The organism is Sphingomonas kyeonggiensis (assembly GCF_014204495.1).
GTDB lineage: Bacteria > Pseudomonadota > Alphaproteobacteria > Sphingomonadales > Sphingomonadaceae > Sphingomonas > Sphingomonas kyeonggiensis_A.
In genome coordinates, this window is record NZ_JACHLN010000005.1 from 126122 (window position 1) to 140742 (window position 14621).

The 14621-nt window shown below is 68.0% G+C and carries 12 protein-coding genes; 9 read left to right on the top strand and 3 right to left on the bottom strand.

The genetic code is table 11. From position 1 onward, the window contains the following. Positions 1-11 precede the first annotated feature (11 nt). Positions 12-1910 carry an SPOR domain-containing protein gene (locus HNP52_RS22285; RefSeq protein WP_184171057.1) on the top strand — a complete coding sequence of 633 codons (1899 nt, stop codon included), beginning with the start codon at positions 12-14 and terminating at the stop codon, positions 1908-1910. A gap of 58 nt (positions 1911-1968) precedes the next feature. Then, positions 1969-3135, top strand: a complete 1167-nt coding sequence (locus HNP52_RS22290; protein ID WP_184171060.1) for a deoxyguanosinetriphosphate triphosphohydrolase — start codon at positions 1969-1971, stop codon at positions 3133-3135. A 65-nt stretch (positions 3136-3200) separates the two neighbouring features. On the opposite strand, the gene HNP52_RS22295 is transcribed toward HNP52_RS22290, so the two are convergent. Further along, on the bottom strand, positions 3201-3476 hold the full coding sequence (locus HNP52_RS22295; protein ID WP_184171063.1) for a hypothetical protein: 276 nt from the start codon (positions 3474-3476) through the stop codon (positions 3201-3203). A 227-nt stretch (positions 3477-3703) separates the two neighbouring features. On the opposite strand from HNP52_RS22295, the gene HNP52_RS22300 reads away from it, so the two are divergent. The 4 genes from HNP52_RS22300 to HNP52_RS22315 all read left to right on the top strand — a co-directional run bounded on the left by HNP52_RS22300 (position 3704) and on the right by HNP52_RS22315 (position 8195). Further along, a complete protein-coding gene (locus HNP52_RS22300; protein ID WP_184171066.1) occupies positions 3704-5239 on the top strand; it encodes a DUF1800 family protein in 1536 nt (511 codons plus the stop codon). A gap of 4 nt (positions 5240-5243) precedes the next feature. Then, on the top strand, positions 5244-6401 hold the full coding sequence (locus HNP52_RS22305) for a DUF1501 domain-containing protein (RefSeq protein ID WP_184171069.1): 1158 nt from the start codon (positions 5244-5246) through the stop codon (positions 6399-6401). A gap of 333 nt (positions 6402-6734) precedes the next feature. Then, positions 6735-7706: a hypothetical protein gene (locus HNP52_RS22310; protein WP_184171071.1), complete on the top strand. Its 972-nt coding sequence runs from the start codon at positions 6735-6737 to the stop codon at positions 7704-7706. An 84-nt stretch (positions 7707-7790) separates the two neighbouring features. After that, a complete protein-coding gene (locus HNP52_RS22315) occupies positions 7791-8195 on the top strand; it encodes a hypothetical protein (protein WP_184171074.1) in 405 nt (134 codons plus the stop codon). Between the two features lie 4 nt (positions 8196-8199). Here the strand turns inward: HNP52_RS22315 and HNP52_RS22320 are convergent, their stop codons facing one another. Further along, complete coding sequence (locus tag HNP52_RS22320; RefSeq protein ID WP_184171077.1) at positions 8200-8859, bottom strand: TetR/AcrR family transcriptional regulator; 660 nt, start codon at positions 8857-8859, stop codon at positions 8200-8202. A gap of 164 nt (positions 8860-9023) precedes the next feature. On the opposite strand from HNP52_RS22320, the gene argS reads away from it, so the two are divergent. The 3 genes from argS to nagZ all read left to right on the top strand — a co-directional run bounded on the left by argS (position 9024) and on the right by nagZ (position 12670). Continuing rightward, positions 9024-10745, top strand: a complete 1722-nt coding sequence (gene argS / locus HNP52_RS22325) for an arginine--tRNA ligase (protein WP_184171080.1) — start codon at positions 9024-9026, stop codon at positions 10743-10745. 10 nt (positions 10746-10755) lie between these two features. Further along, positions 10756-11475: an SPOR domain-containing protein gene (locus HNP52_RS22330; protein WP_260396328.1), complete on the top strand. Its 720-nt coding sequence runs from the start codon at positions 10756-10758 to the stop codon at positions 11473-11475. Between the two features lie 181 nt (positions 11476-11656). Continuing rightward, entirely contained in the window at positions 11657-12670 is a 1014-nt protein-coding gene (gene nagZ, locus HNP52_RS22335; protein ID WP_184171085.1) for a beta-N-acetylhexosaminidase, read from the top strand. Between the two features lie 176 nt (positions 12671-12846). Here nagZ and HNP52_RS22340 read toward each other — a convergent pair whose 3' ends face one another. After that, positions 12847-14604, bottom strand: coding sequence for a di-heme-cytochrome C peroxidase (locus HNP52_RS22340; protein WP_184171088.1), 1758 nt, complete (start codon positions 14602-14604; stop codon positions 12847-12849). Positions 14605-14621 lie beyond the last annotated feature (17 nt).

Genomic DNA, 14621 nt, shown 5'->3' on the forward strand with positions numbered 1-14621 from the left:
GTGGCGGGGACATGAACCGGAATCGCTTTATCGGCATCGCTGTGCTGGCCCTTGCGTCCGCGCAGGCCGTGCCCTCGTTCGCCCAGACCGAAGTCGTCGCCCAGGCCAATCCCGATGCGGACCGGCTGGCCAATGACATCCGCATGCTCGCCAGCGATCCGCGCGACCTGACGACGCTGGTCGATGCCGGGATGACCAGCGCGCGGCTGGGCGATACCTCCGCCGCGCTTGCCTTCTTCCAGCGGGCCGAAGTGATCAGCTCTACCGATCCGCGCATTTCGGCGGGCCGGGCGATGGTGCTGGTCCGGCTCGAGCGGCCGGGCGAGGCGCTGCGCCTGTTCCAGTCGGCCGAGGCGCACGGGCTGGAGCCGCGCAACTACGCCTCCGATCGCGGCTTCGCCTATGACCTGCTCGGCCAGCCGCTGCTCGCCCAGCGCGACTACAAGCTCGCGCTCGCCGGCGACCGAGACGATGCCGAGACGATGCGCCGTTTTGCGCTGTCACTGGGCATCACCGGCGACAAGGACGAGGCGATGCGCGTGCTCGATCCGCTGCTCCGCCGCAGCGATCGTGCCGCCTGGCGCGCGCGCGCCTTCATCCTGGCGATGAATGGCGACACGGCGGGGGCGGAGAAGATCGCCTCCAGCATGATGCCGGGCACCATGGGCCAGTCGCTGATCCCGTTCTTCCGCCGGCTTGGCGGGCTGAGCCCGGCGGACCGTGCCTTTGCCGTGCATTTCGGCGAGCTGTCGCCGACCCAGGCGCGGCTTGCCGATGCGCGGATGGCGCCCGATCTGCCGCGCTACGTGCCGACGCCGCGCCCGGTGCAGGTCGCCGTCGCCCAGCCGGTGGCACCTCCGCCCGAGCCCAAGGGCAGGGACCGCCGCTCGCGCAAGGATCGCGAGCGTGACCAGAAGCTCGCCGCTGTCGCTGCCGTGCGCCCGGCGCCGGCACCCCAGCCGGCGCCCGAAGAGAATCTGCCGCCCCCGCCGCGCTTCGTGGCGCCGCCCGCCGAGATCGTCCAGCCGATCCCGCAGCCGAAGCGCGAGGAAGAGCCGAGCGAGACCAGCGAGCGGCCGGTGCCGGCGCCGGTTCGTCCGACGCCAGCGCCTGCGCCGGTTCGGATGGCGGCTGCTCCCACGCCGACGCCAGCTCCTGTGCGGCCAGCGCCTGCACCAACCCCGGTTACGCCTGCTCCGGCGCCTGGGCCGGTCACGCTCGCGCGTGCCGAACCCGTGGTGCAGCCGGTTCGGCAAGCGCCGCCGCGTTCCGAGCCTACCCCGCCGGGACCGGCCAAGGTGGGGCAGGAGGATTCGGTGCTTGCCGCGATCGTCGGCGGGATCACCATTCCGGCCGAGGAACTCGCCACCGTCACCGCGACGCCGATCGATCCGGTGCCGACCGCCGCGCCCGAACCGCCGCCGGTGCGCGTCGCCGAGGCCAAGCCGGTGCCGCCGGTGAAGCCCAAGCCCGAGCCGGTCGTCGCCAAGCCCGATCCGAAGAAGCCGGATCCCAAGGCCAAGTCCGACCCCAAGGCCAAGACGCCGCCCGAGGATGCGAAGAAGGGCGGCAAGCCCGATCCGAAGGACGCCAAGGCGAAGAAGCCCGAGCCCAAGAAGCCGGATCCGGCCAAGACCGATCCGAGCCGCATCTGGGTGCAGGTCGCCGGCGGCGCCAACCCGGATACGCTGGCCAAGGCCTGGAAGGGCGTTGTCGCCAAGGCGCCGGCGCTGATGAAGGGCAAGGGCGCCTGGACCACGCCACTGCGCGCCACCAACCGCGTGCTCGCCGGCCCGTTCAAGACCAGCGCCGAGGCCCAGGCCTTCGTCAACGCGCTGGGCAAGGAAGGCGTGTCGGGCTTCGTCTTCACCAGCGAGGCCGGGCAGAAGGTCACCAAGCTGGGGCTATAGCCGTCATCTCCGCCTGCGCGGGGATGACGGGTGAGGCGGAGCCTGTTAGGGCACGCGCGTGAAAGCGATTTCTCCCTGGGCCTCCACGCCTGAAGCCAGCCGCGGCCGTCTCCATCCCGAGCCCGGCGGCACCGCCCGGGGGCCGCGCGACGCCTTCCAGCGCGACCGCGACCGGATCATCCATTCGATCAGCTTCCGGCGGCTGCGCCACAAGACCCAGGTGTTCATGGCGCCCGATGGCGACCATTTCCGGGTGCGGCTCACCCACAGCCTGGAGGTTGCGCAGATCGGCCGGGCGATCGCGCGGACGCTCGGGCTCAACGAGGACCTGACCGAGGCTTTGTGCCTGGCCCACGACATCGGCCATCCGCCCTTCGGCCATGCCGGCGAGAAGGCGCTGGGCGAGGCGCTGGCCGGGCAGGGCGGGTTCGACCATAACGGCAACACGCTGCGCACCCTGACCACGATCGAGCGACCCTATCCGGCCTGGGACGGGCTCAACCTGACCTGGGACACGCTGGAGGGGCTGGCCAAGCATAACGGCCCGATCGCGCACCCGGAATGGGCGCTGGCCGAGGCGGATGCGGCGTTCCCGCTCGAGCTGGAGAGCTGGGCGTCGCTCGAGGCGCAGGTCGCGGCGATCGCCGACGACATCGCCTATGACAATCACGACATCGATGACGGGCTGCGCGCCGGACTGCTCCAGCTCGATCAGCTGTTCGAGCTGCCGATGGTCGCCGAGGGCTGGCGGCAGGTGGAGGCGAAGTTCCCCGGCTGCGAGCGGCGGCGGCTGATCAGCGAGCTGATCCGCGCCCAGATCGGGCTGATGGTCAACGACCTGATCGAGGCGACCCGCGCGCGCATCGCCGAGAGCGGCGTCGAGACGGTGGCGGATGTCCGCGCGGCGGGGCGGGTGCTCGCCCATTTCTCCGACGGGATGCGCGAGGCGGAACGCGGGCTGAAGCGCTTCATGTACGCCAATCTCTATCACCATCCGAGCCAGCTGGCGGCTGCGGACGCGGCGCATACGGTCGTGGCAGGGCTGTTCGCCGCCTATCGCGACGATCCCAGGCTGATGCCGGCCGAATGGGCCGAAGCGCTGCCCGAGGCGGAACCCGCGCGCAGCCGGCACATCGCCGACTTCATCGCCGGCATGACCGACCGCTACGCCATCGCCCGCTACAAGCAGCTGGTCGGCACGATCGACTTGCCCGAAGGGTTCTGAACACAAGAAAGGCCGGAGCGTTGCCGCCCCGGCCTTTCGTTCAGCCCCAGAGGGAGGGGGCTAGCTCAGCGTGCGGCCAGAACCGCGCCGCTCTTGTCCTTCGGCGCGCGGAACGAGACGCGGGTGTCGTTGACGTAACCGTCGACCCAGCCGTTCTTCACGTTCAGGCGGAATTCGCCGCCCTTGTTGGTGCGGCCTTCGAGCACCTGGACCTTGTCCTTGCTGGTGACCGAATAGGTGTAGGTCACGCCTTCATGGGTGAAGCTGCGCTCGCCGGCGATCGCGGCGGGGGCGGTGAAGGCGAGAGTGGCGGCGGCAGCCGCGAAAAGGAACTTCGTCACGATCTTTCTCCTTATTGATAAAGAAGCCAGATCAGCATCCAATATGTTCTGTTCTTGCGCCGAGTTATGTTGCGACGCAGCAAAAGCATCAATCGCAAAGAAAGTCGGGCCCAGTTGCAGAAAACGCAACCGGTGAAGCGTTGCATGCAGGCGACGAGTCGAAAGTCTGGCAAACTTCTGCGACACTTGGGACGTATTCCGGAGAAATACCGTTACAGGGGAGTCGCATGTCGGACGCCAGTATCGCGCGAAACCGCTTCGGGCTCGGCGCCAGGCCGGGCGAGGATGTGGGGAGCGATCCCCGTAAATGGCTCGCCGGGCAGATCGCCGCCTTTGATCCGCGACCCCAGGCGATCGCCGCCCAGGCATCGAGCGCGCAGGTCGCAAGCGAGCTTGCCGATTTCTATGAGCGCCAGCGGCTGCTCCGGCTGGAGAACCCCAAGCCGAAACCCGCTGCCGTAGCGCCCGCCAAACCAGCCGGCGTGCAACCGGCGATGGCCGAGGGCATGGCGATGCAGGACATGCAGGCCGCGGCACCGGCGATGCAGGGAGCCCCGGCGGCCAAGCCGGTCTATCAGGGCGAGGATGCCGCGATGATCGCCCGGCGCGAGGCGCGGCGGGTGCAGCAACAGGCCTATGTCGGCATGGTCTCGGCCCGGGCGCTGACCGCAATCACCTCGCCGACGCCCTTTGCCGAGCGGCTCGTCCATTTCTGGGCGAACCATTTCGCGGTCTCGGCCGACAAGCTCGAGCTGGTCGGGCTGTCGGGCACGATGGAGTTCGAGGCGATCCGCCCGCATGTGATGGGCAAGTTCGGCGACATGCTCAACGCGGTCGAGCGCCATCCGGCGATGCTGCTCTATCTCGACCAGGCGGTGTCGGTCGGCCCCAACAGTGCGGTAGCGCAGCGCCAGCGCGGGCGGCGCAGTGGCCTCAACGAGAATCTGGCGCGCGAGATCATGGAGCTTCACACGCTCGGCGTGCGCAGCGTCTACACCCAGGCGGACGTCACCGAATTCGCCCGGGCGATGACCGGCTTCACCGTGGCGGGTATCGGGCGCGGGCCAGGCGCGCGCTATGTCGGCGCCGCCGACGGCCAGCCGGGCAGCTTCCTGTTCGCCGACCGGATGCATGAGCCGGGCACCCGCACGATCCTGGGCAAGCAATGGAGCGCGCAAGGCGAAGAGCAGGCGAGCGAAGTGCTCGACTATCTCGCCACCCATCCGGCGACCGCGAAGCATATCGCTACCAAGCTCGCCCGCCATTTCGCCAGTGACGATCCGCCCGCGCCGCTGGTCGCGCGGCTGCAAAAGGCGTTCCTGTCCTCGGGCGGCGACCTGCCGACCGTTTACCGCGCGCTGATCGCCTCGCCGGAGTGCTGGTCGCCGACGCCGGCCAAGTTCAAGTCGCCCTGGGAGTGGTCGATCTCGGCGATGCGCGCGCTCGGCACGCAGCAGGTACAGCCCCAGGCAGTCAACGGCCTGATGGGGCAGCTCGGCCAGCCGACCTGGAAGCCGGGATCGCCGGCGGGCTGGGACGATGTCGCCGGCGCCTGGGCCGGGCCGGATGCGGTGATGCGCCGGGTCGAGGCGGCCGAGCGCATGGCTGCCCGCGCCAAGGACACGATCGACGCCCGCCAGCGCGCCGCCGAGCTGTTCCCCGGCACGCTTACCCCCTCGACCACCCAGTCGATCGCGCGTGCCGAGAGCCCGGGCCAGGGCCTCGCCCTGATGCTTGTCTCGCCCGAATTCATGCGGAGGTGATCCGATGACCGCACTTTCCCGTCGCAACTTCGTGGGCCTGGGCGCTTCCGCCATGCTCGCCACCGCCTTCGGCTCGCGCATTGCCTTTGCCCGCGCGGCGACCGATCGGCGCTTCGTCTTCATCATCCAGCGTGGTGCCGCCGACGGCCTGCACACCGTCGCGCCGGTGGGCGATCCTGCCTATGCCGGGCAGCGTGGGGCGCTGGCGGAGGAATTCGCCGCGGCACCGAAGCTCAACGACATGTTCGCGCTGCATCCGGCGATGAAGAACGTCATGGGGCTATATGGCGCCAAGCAGGCGCTGTTCCTGCATGCCGTCGCCTCGCCCTATCGCGACCGCTCGCATTTCGATGGGCAGAACGTACTCGAGACCGGCGGCACCTCGGCCTATCAGCTCAAGGACGGCTGGCTGAACCGGCTGCTGACCATGCTGCCTGCCGACGACAAGGCGATCGCGCTGGCCGCGACCGTGCCGATGGCGCTGCGCGGGCCGGTCGAGGTGGCGAGCTATGCACCCTCGTCGCTGCCCGACGCTTCGGACGATCTGCTCGCCCGGGTGAGCCAGATGTACCAGGGCGATGCCCAGCTCCACGGCATCTGGGAACAGGCGACCGCCACCCGCATGCTGACCGGAGACCTTGCCTCGAACAACGGCAAGAACGCAGCCGATACCGGCACGCTCACCGCCAAGATGCTCGCGGCGCCGGGTGGGTCGCGCATCGCGATGATCGAGACCGGCGGCTGGGACACCCATGCCGGGCAGAAGGGGCGGCTGCAGGGCCAGCTCAACGGGCTCGACCAGATGATCGGCGCGCTCAAGACCGGCCTCGGCCCGCTGTGGAGCAATACGGTGGTGCTGGTCGCCACCGAGTTCGGTCGCACGGTGAAGGTCAACGGCACCCAGGGTACCGATCACGGCACCGGTTCGGTCGCGATGCTGATGGGCGGCGCGGTGAACGGGGGCAGGGTGCTTGCCGACTGGCCGGGCCTGGCGGATGCGGCGCTCTACGAGAGCCGCGACCTCAAGCCGACGCTGGGGCTCGACGCGGTGATCGGCTCGACGCTGGCCACCCATTTCGACCTGTCGCCGCAGACCGCGGCGCGCAAGCTGTTTCCCGATGTGCAGATGGCCAGGCCGTTGCAGGACCTGCTGCGCGCCTGAACCGACGGCTCGCCGGAGATCCGGCGAGCGCTCCTCTCTGACGAAGTGCCTCGGGTCCGGTCGGCTACGGCCGGGCGGGCTCGCGGCTGTCTGATGGTGTCGTAACTTACATACATTCTTGATTGCATGTAAATGTGCGGCTAGCCTTTGGTCACCGGCGGAGACCGGGGATCGGGAGAGGATATCACTGCATCGAAGCCCAGGGGGCCGGTGCGCCATACGCGAAAACCAGCTTCTGCTCGCCACTCCGCGCGGCCGAACCCTTCGGCCCGGCACCAATTCGCCACACCGATACGGTTCGAAGGAGAAAACGATAAACGCAAGGAGAGGCAGATGAAGCGACTATCCCGAGCGATATGCATCACGCTGGTTTCGGCCACCGCATTGGCAGCGGCCCTGCCGGCGGCCGCGCAGTCCGTCCCCAATGCGCCGACCGGTCCGGTCGAGACGCAATATTACGCCAATGGCGCCTATGCGACCACCCAGACGCGCTCCACCGTCGCCTGCGATTCCAAGGGCAACCAGTGCGATGTCTTCTATCCGACCAACATCGCCTCGCTGAACACCCGCCTGCCGCTGGTGCTGTGGGCCAACGGCACCGGCTCCACCGCGGACAATTATCCCAACTGGCTGAAGCATCTCGCGAGCTGGGGCTTCATCGTGGTGGCGACGCGCGACCAGCAGACCGGCTATGGCAACACCGTCCTGGATTCGCTCGCCTATATGCAGGCGCAGGATACCAACCCGGCCAGCCCCTTCTACCAGCGGATCGATTTCGCGCATGTCGGCGCGGCGGGGCATTCGCAGGGGGCGTCCGGGGCCGCCAATGCGATGTTCCACTCGGTCGGCGTGATCAAGACCACGGTGACGTTCGAACTGCCGAACCAGAACTGGTGCAATCCGGCGGACAATTGCCTGCTCACGCCCACGCTGACCGGCGGATCGGGATCGATCTTCTATGTCAGCGGCACCGCCGACAGCCTGATCGCACCGGATACGCAGAGCGGCGGCACCCAGCTCAACTCGCAGACCGCCTGGTACAACGCCACGCCTTCCACGATGCTCAAGGCCAAGGGGCTGCTGAAGGGCGCCAACCATAACGACATCACCGGCACGCCGGGTTGCGGCCTGCTCGGTTTCCTCAAGGCCTGCGCCAATGGCGTGTACGGCTATCTGGGCTATCCGACGGCCTGGCTTGCCTGGCAGCTGAAGGGGGATGCCGTGGCGGGGGCCGCGTTCAAGTCCGGGACGGGTGAGTTCTTCACCGCGAACGCCTGGCAGGGACGGGTCTCCAACATTCCCTGATCGCCCTGGTCGCGCGCCGCCGTCCGGGCGGCGCGCGACCGACCCGCATATCCACGCAAGGGCAGGGACATGGCTCGGATATCCTTGATTGTCGCGTTTCTGATCCTGGCTGCTGTAGCGGCGGGGGCCTTCTTCGCCTGGCCGAGAAGCGCGCCCAGGGCACCGGATGCCGGCGCGGTCGTGATCCAGCCGCTCGCACCGCGCGAGGCCGCGCCTGTCCCCACGCCCGTGCCTTCCCCATCCCCGACGCGATCGGCGATCGAGGCGGCGATCCTCGACTCCATGGCCGATCCGCGTGCCGAGCTGCGCGATGTCGTCACGCGCCGGGATGCCCCGCAGATCGCCTGTGGCGAAAAGCGCACCTCGCGCGACCCGGTGTTCCGGCGCTTCGTCTGGCTCGGGCATTTGAAGATGCTCGCGACCGACGATGGCTCGCAGGATTTCGGCAATATCCTCGCGGTCTGCCGGGAAGGGCAGGCCGTGCCCTGATCGCTCAGCCCGGGAGCGGGCGGCCACGGGAATCGATCGTGCCGGCGCTGATCGCGCCGTCGATCAGCCGCTTGAGGAAATCGATCGAGCTGCGCATCTCCTCCGGGTTGGGCGCCAGCACCTGCGCGATCGACAGCCCGCGCACGGCCCAGACGAACAGGCGGATCCCCGCGAGCATCCCGGCATCGTCGCCGTTGCCGAATTGCTGCTTGATGGTGTCGAGCGACATCTGCTCGACCCTGGCCTGCATCGGCGTGACCAGCGCGGCCAGCTCCCCATCGCTGCGCGAGGCCTGGAGAATCTCGAGCACGGCAAGGCCCGAGGGACGGCTCAGCACTTCCCAGAGCATCTCCGGCCAGTCGGAGATATGCGCGCCGCGGCCGGTATCCGCCGCGATCTCCTCATAGGCGCGGCGTTCGCGCTCGTAGACGGTGCCGATCACGTCGGCCATCAGCTGGGCGCGCGTGCCGAAATGATGGTGCAGCGCGCCGCGCGTCACCCCGGCTTCCTCGGAGATCGCCTCGGTCGACGTGCCGCTATAGCCGTTGCGGTAGAGCAGCCGGATCGCAGCATCGAGCAGCGCCTCCCGCGTCTCCGCCGTGCGCTCCGCCTGTGTCCGCCGCTTCCTGGCCGGGGCTGCTTCCGCCACGTTCTTCCAAACCATGTTCCGGCGACGAGAAGCGCCGCCTCGATCCATTTGGCGGGTCGGAAGAAGGTCCGTCAACTCGCGGGCGTGCAAACTTCCGTGGCGCACCCCATCTCACCGCAGTGGCGTCGCGGCTCCGCATCCGCTAAGAGCCCGCGCTTCCGCAACCACTGGAACCGTGAATGACGCTTTACGCACGCTTCGCCGCGCATCTGAATCTGGCCCTTGATGCGCTTGTCCTCGCCGGCGACCTGCCTGCGGGGCTGGAGCGACGTGCGATCACCGTCGAGCCGCCGCGCGACGCCAGCCATGGTGACCTGGCGACCAACGCCGCGATGGTCCTCGCCAAGCCGGCGGGCACCAATCCGCGCGCGCTGGCCGAGAAGATCGGCGCCGAGCTGGAGAAGCTCGACGAGGTGTCCGCGGTCTCGATCGCGGGCCCGGGCTTCATCAACCTGACGCTGACCGACGCCACCTGGCGCGGCGAGCTGAACGCGATCCTCGAGGCGGGCGACGATTATGGCCGCTCGCATGTGGGCGCCGGCACCACCGTCAACGTCGAATATGTCTCGGCCAACCCGACCGGCCCGATGCACATGGGCCATTGCCGCGGCGCGGTGGTGGGCGATGCGCTTGCCGCCCTGCTCGAATTCGCCGGGCACAAGGTGATCCGCGAATATTATGTCAACGACGCCGGTGGCCAGGTCGATGTGCTCGCCCGCTCGGCGCATCTGCGCTACCGCGAGGCGCTGGGTGAGACGATCGAGATCCCCGAGGGCCTCTATCCGGGCGAGTATCTGAAGCCGGTCGGCGCGAAGCTCGCCGCCGACTATGGCGACAAGTACGTCTCGGCGCCGGAAAGCGAGTGGCTGGTGCTGTTCCGCCAGATCGCCGTCGCCGCGATGATGGACATGATCCGCGCCGACCTCGCGCTGCTCGGCATCCATCACGATCTCTTCTCGTCGGAAGCCGAGCTGCAGGCCGCGGGCAAGCCCGAGCAGGCCGAGGCCTGGCTGCGCGAACGCGGGCTGATCTATGACGGCGTGCTCGAGGCCCCCAAGGGCGAGACGCCCGAGGATTGGGAGCCGGTAGAGCTGCCGCTGTTCCGCTCGACGCAGTTCGGCGACGACCAGGATCGCCCGATCAAGAAGTCGAACGGCGCCTGGACCTATTTCGGCGCCGATCTCGCCTATCACTTCCAGAAGGCGCAGTCGGCCGACCAGCTGATCGACATCTGGGGCGCGGATCACGCGGGCACGGTCAAGCGCATCGTCGCGGCGGTGCAGGCGCTGACCGGCGGCGAGACCAAGTTCGACGTCAAGCTGGTTCAGATGGTCCGGCTGCTGCGCGACGGCGAGCCGGTGAAGATGTCGAAGCGCGCGGGCAACTTCGTGACGCTGGCCGATGTAGTCAACGAAGTGGGCAAGGACGTGGTCCGCTTCACCATGCTGACCCGCAAGGCCGATGCCCAGATGGACTTCGATTTCGCCAAGGTGGTCGAGGCGTCGAAGGACAATCCGGTGTTCTATGTGCAGTATGCGCATGCCCGCGTGGCGTCGCTCGGCCGCCGCACCGCGGAGGCCGGGATCACCTGCGGCACCGTCGACCTGTCTCTGCTTGATACAAATGAGCTGAAGCTGGTTAAGGCCGCCGCGCAGTTCCCGCGTATCGTCGAGGCAGCCGCCTCGGCGCGCGAGCCGCACCGAATTGCGTTCTATCTCTACGACTTGGCCGCCGAACTCCATTCCTTGTGGAATCTCGGCAAGGACGATGCGAGCCGTCGCTTCCTGCTGGCCGATCAACCGGAGCTGACGTGCGCACGGCTTTATCTCGCGCGTTCGATCGGGCAGATTATCCGAAATGGCCTCCGCATCATGGGCGTAGAGGCCGTCCAGGAGATGTGAGGGAATGAACATGCGTGGGGGGGAGGCCGGATTCGGCGAGGATGACCGTCTCCCCTGGCTCGAGACGGTCGAGGAGGACTATCGCGAAGGCGTTTCCTTCGGCCGTATTCTTTTGCTGGTCTTGCTGCTTCTCGCCGTGCTCGGCGCGGGGGCGTTCGGCTATTACTGGTATCAGAAGCAGAAGAGCCTGGTCGGCAATGGCGAGCTGATCGCCGCGCCGGCGGGCGACTACAAGGTCAAGCCCGACGAGCCCGGCGGCATGAAGGTGGATGGCGAGGGCGATACCGTCTTCGCCACCAGCCAGGGCAATAGCGGCAATTCGAGCATCGACGTGAGCGCGTTGCCCGAGGCGCCGGTCGACGGCAAGAAGGTCGCCGAGAAGGCGCCGACGCTTGCCGGCGAGCGCAATGCCAAGGTGGCGATCCCGTCGAGCGCGACGGCGGCCGATGCCCAGCCGAAGCGCGTGCCGGTGATCGCGCCCCAGGCCACGGGCTCGGGCGCGCTGATCCAGCTCGGCGCCTTTCCGGACGAGGCCGGGGCCAATGTCGCCTGGGCGCGGCTTTCCAAGCGCTTCTCCTATCTCGCGCCGCTCGGCAAATCGGTCGAGCGTGGCGAGAAGGACGGCAAGGCCCTGTTCCGCCTGCGGGTGAATGCCGGTTCGAACAGCCAGGCCAAGGAGCTGTGCGGCAAGCTCAAGGTGGCGGGCGAGAGCTGCTACGTGGCGAATTGAGTTCTATTGTTTAGCGCTCCCCGGCGAAAGCCGGGGCCCAGGGTTTCTCTGCTGATGCGCTTTGTTACCCTGGACCCCGGCTTTCGCCGGGGAAGCGGAAACCGAATGCCATGCCGCACGGGCATGGCCGATCGCCGCACAGGGGGTTATCCGGCGCGCCGCGCTTCGCTAAGACGGCGGCATGAAGCCAGTAATCTTCGGTGTCTCCGGCCTGTCGCTCACGGCCGAGGAGCGCGATTTCTTCCGTGATGCCGATCCGCTCGGCTACATCTTCTTCAAGCGCAATTGCGAGAGCCGCGCGCAGATGCGCGCGCTCACCGAGGAGCTGCGCGAACTGAGCGGCCGCGCCGACCTGCCGATCCTGATCGACCAGGAAGGCGGACGGGTCAGCCGGATGGTGCCGCCCGAATGGCCGGCCTTCCCGGCGGGCGAGGTGTTCGGCAAGCTCTACGACATCGCGCCGATCTCCGCGATCGAGGCGGCGCGGGCCAATTATCACGCGATGGGCATGATGCTCGCCGATGTCGGCGTCACTGTCGATTGCGCGCCGCTGCTCGACGTCGTGACGCCGGAAGTGACCAAGGCGATCGGCGACCGCGCGTTCGGTGGCGAGCCGATGCGCGTCGCCGCGCTCGGCCAGGCCTGTGTCGAGGGACTGCGCCGGGGCGGGGTGGTCGGCGTCGTCAAGCACATGCCGGGCCATGGCCGCGCGCTGGTCGACAGCCATCTCGAGCTGCCGCGGGTCAAGGTGGACGCCGAGGCGCTGGAGCAGGACATCGCGCCCTTCCACGCGCTCAAGGACGCGCCGATGGGCATGACCTGTCATGTGGTGTTCGAAGCCTGGGACGCCGAACGCCCGGCCACGCTCTCGCCGACCGTGATCCGCGACATCATCCGCGGGCGCATCGGTTTCGACGGGCTGCTGATGACCGACGACATCGACATGAAGGCGCTGAGCGGCACGCCGGGCGAGAAGGCCACCCAGGCGCTCGCGGCGGGTTGCGATGTCGTCCTCGATTGCTGGGCGCGGATGGACGAGATGGTCGAGATCATCGGCCTGCTCCCCGATGCGACGCCAGCGTGCATCGAGCGGCTCGACCGCGCGATGGCGACGACCGGTGCCGACGAGCCGGACGCCGATTTCGCCGAGCTTGTCGCGAAGCGGGACGAACTGCTGGCGCTCGTTCCGGCCTGAGGGGCTTCAATATTCCCCTCCCTGCAAGGGAGGGGCTAGGGGTGGGTTAGAAAAGGCCGGGCTCGATGCCCGGCCTTTTCTTTGTCACCGAATGCATGGTTGGGCTCGCTGCGCTCGCAACCCACCCCCAACCCCTCCCTTGCAGGGAGGGGAGGAGAAGAAAGCGCGATCGAGCCTCAGAGCATCTTGAGATATTCGAGCAGCGCCGCCTTGTCCTCGGCGCTGAACTTGGTTCCGAATTCGTGGCCGCATCGGCTGTTGCCCGAGTTGAGCTGGTCGCAGCCGGTGGTGGTGACCACATGGCTGCCGGTCTGGTCGGCGGCGATGCCGACGCGCTTGATGTCATAGGCGCGGCCCATCTTGAAGCTCGCCGGCCGCTCCGCCGCGGGCTTGAGCAGGTCCTCCAGCGTCGGGACCGATCCGTTATGGAGATAGGGCGCGGCGGCCCAGATCCCGTACATCACCCGCGATTCATACGAACCAGGCTTCACAGCCGTCGCAGCCGCGGGCGACGCAGCCATTGGCTTCTCGCCGAACGCACCGGCAAGGTCCTGCAGCGACTTGGGGAGCTTTCCACTCGTCTTCAGCGCGCCCGTTTCGGCCAGGCTCGCCTTGAACGGATCGGCATTCTGCAGGATCGAGCCGACCACCGAGAAGCCGAGCAGGCTGAACGAAGTGGTCTTTTGCGGGATCGCGGTGCCGAAGGGCGGCACCAGCTTGCCGCCGGCCAGAGAGCCTGAGTCGGCGGTGCGGGCCAGGATATCCCATTCGCGGGTATCGGTGCCGACATTCTGGATCGGCGTCGCCCAAGTTTCCGAGAAGGTGAAGCGGAACTGGCCCTTCTTCTGATCGTGGCAGCTGCCGCAGCTCGGGCTGTCCGGCGTCGACATCGCCCAGACCTGCTGCCCGCGTGCCGCCAGCTTCTGGTCGACCGGCCAGGGCCAGACGGGCGCGCCGATCAGCTTGATCGATCCCTCCAGCTTGCCCAGTCCGCTGAAGTTCGCCGAATTGTTGGCGAGGAAATCGATCCGGCCTCTGCCCTTGTTGACCGGGTGGAAGGTACCGAACACGCCGTACACCTCGCCCAGGTTGCGGGCGAGGCCGAGCAGGTCGTTGCCATTGTCGGCGAAGCCCGGCCACTGGGTCATGTCCTGCTTCGCGGCGTTCCACAGGAAGGGATAGCGCACCGGCGCATCGGCGGGCTGGATATTGCCGGGGATCAGATAGGTCGGCGCCTTGCCGATATCGAGCCCGGTCAGGCGGTTGAAGATCATGCTGACCGCGTCGAGCCTGCCCAGGCCCCAGATATCGGGGGTGCCATAGGCGCGGTCGCGCAGCGTGTCCTCGCGCGTGTACCAGAGCTGCACCGTCGCCTTGAGCTCGCTGACCAGGGCGGGATCGGGATCGGGGCCGAGCACGCTCACCGCGAAGGGCCGGAACGTCGCGTCGCTCTCCAGCACGCGGCCTACCGCATCGATCATGTCGGTCAGCAGGCCCTGGAAGTCGCTGAGCGCCGGGCCGCCATCGACGCGGTAGCTGGTGCCGGACACGTCGATCTCGCGCGTGTGGCAGGCGGCGCAGTTCATGCCCACGACTTCGTTGCCGGTGGTGCCGGTGAGGGTGAAGCCGATCGGCAGGTTGCCGGGCGTGCCCGAGCGATCGGCGAGATAGCCGTAGCGCTGCAGCTTGTCGGCGAGGAACGGCTTGCCGTCGGGCGTGGTGAGCCCCTGGAGCCAGCTATAGGGGATCAGCTGCGATCCCTGGTCCTGCCAGTAGAAGTCCTCGCGGGTGGAAGCGTTCCAGCTGGTGCCCTGGTTGAGATAGACCAGGGGCGACGGATCGAGCGCCTGGCTGTTCACCGTGGAGGCGGGCAGCGCGACGGCGGACAGGCACAGCAGCACCTTCACGGCGCGCGAAAAGCGGACGTGCGACATCAGATTTCCCCCAAACC

Bases quoted from the DNA above. Each gene is read 5' to 3' on its own strand.
- nagZ (WP_184171085.1), top strand. From the start codon at position 11,657: ATGAAGCCAGTAATCTTCGGTGTCTCCGGCCTGTCGCTCACGGCCGAG.
- HNP52_RS22310 (WP_184171071.1), top strand. From the start codon at position 6,735: ATGAAGCGACTATCCCGAGCGATATGCATCACGCTGGTTTCGGCCACC.
- HNP52_RS22330 (WP_260396328.1), top strand. From the start codon at position 10,756: ATGCGTGGGGGGGAGGCCGGATTCGGCGAGGATGACCGTCTCCCCTGG.
- argS (WP_184171080.1), top strand. From the start codon at position 9,024: ATGACGCTTTACGCACGCTTCGCCGCGCATCTGAATCTGGCCCTTGAT.
- HNP52_RS22285 (WP_184171057.1), top strand. From the start codon at position 12: ATGAACCGGAATCGCTTTATCGGCATCGCTGTGCTGGCCCTTGCGTCC.
- HNP52_RS22300 (WP_184171066.1), top strand. From the start codon at position 3,704: ATGTCGGACGCCAGTATCGCGCGAAACCGCTTCGGGCTCGGCGCCAGG.
- HNP52_RS22340 (WP_184171088.1), bottom strand. From the start codon at position 14,604: ATGTCGCACGTCCGCTTTTCGCGCGCCGTGAAGGTGCTGCTGTGCCTG.
- HNP52_RS22320 (WP_184171077.1), bottom strand. From the start codon at position 8,859: ATGGTTTGGAAGAACGTGGCGGAAGCAGCCCCGGCCAGGAAGCGGCGG.
- HNP52_RS22305 (WP_184171069.1), top strand. From the start codon at position 5,244: ATGACCGCACTTTCCCGTCGCAACTTCGTGGGCCTGGGCGCTTCCGCC.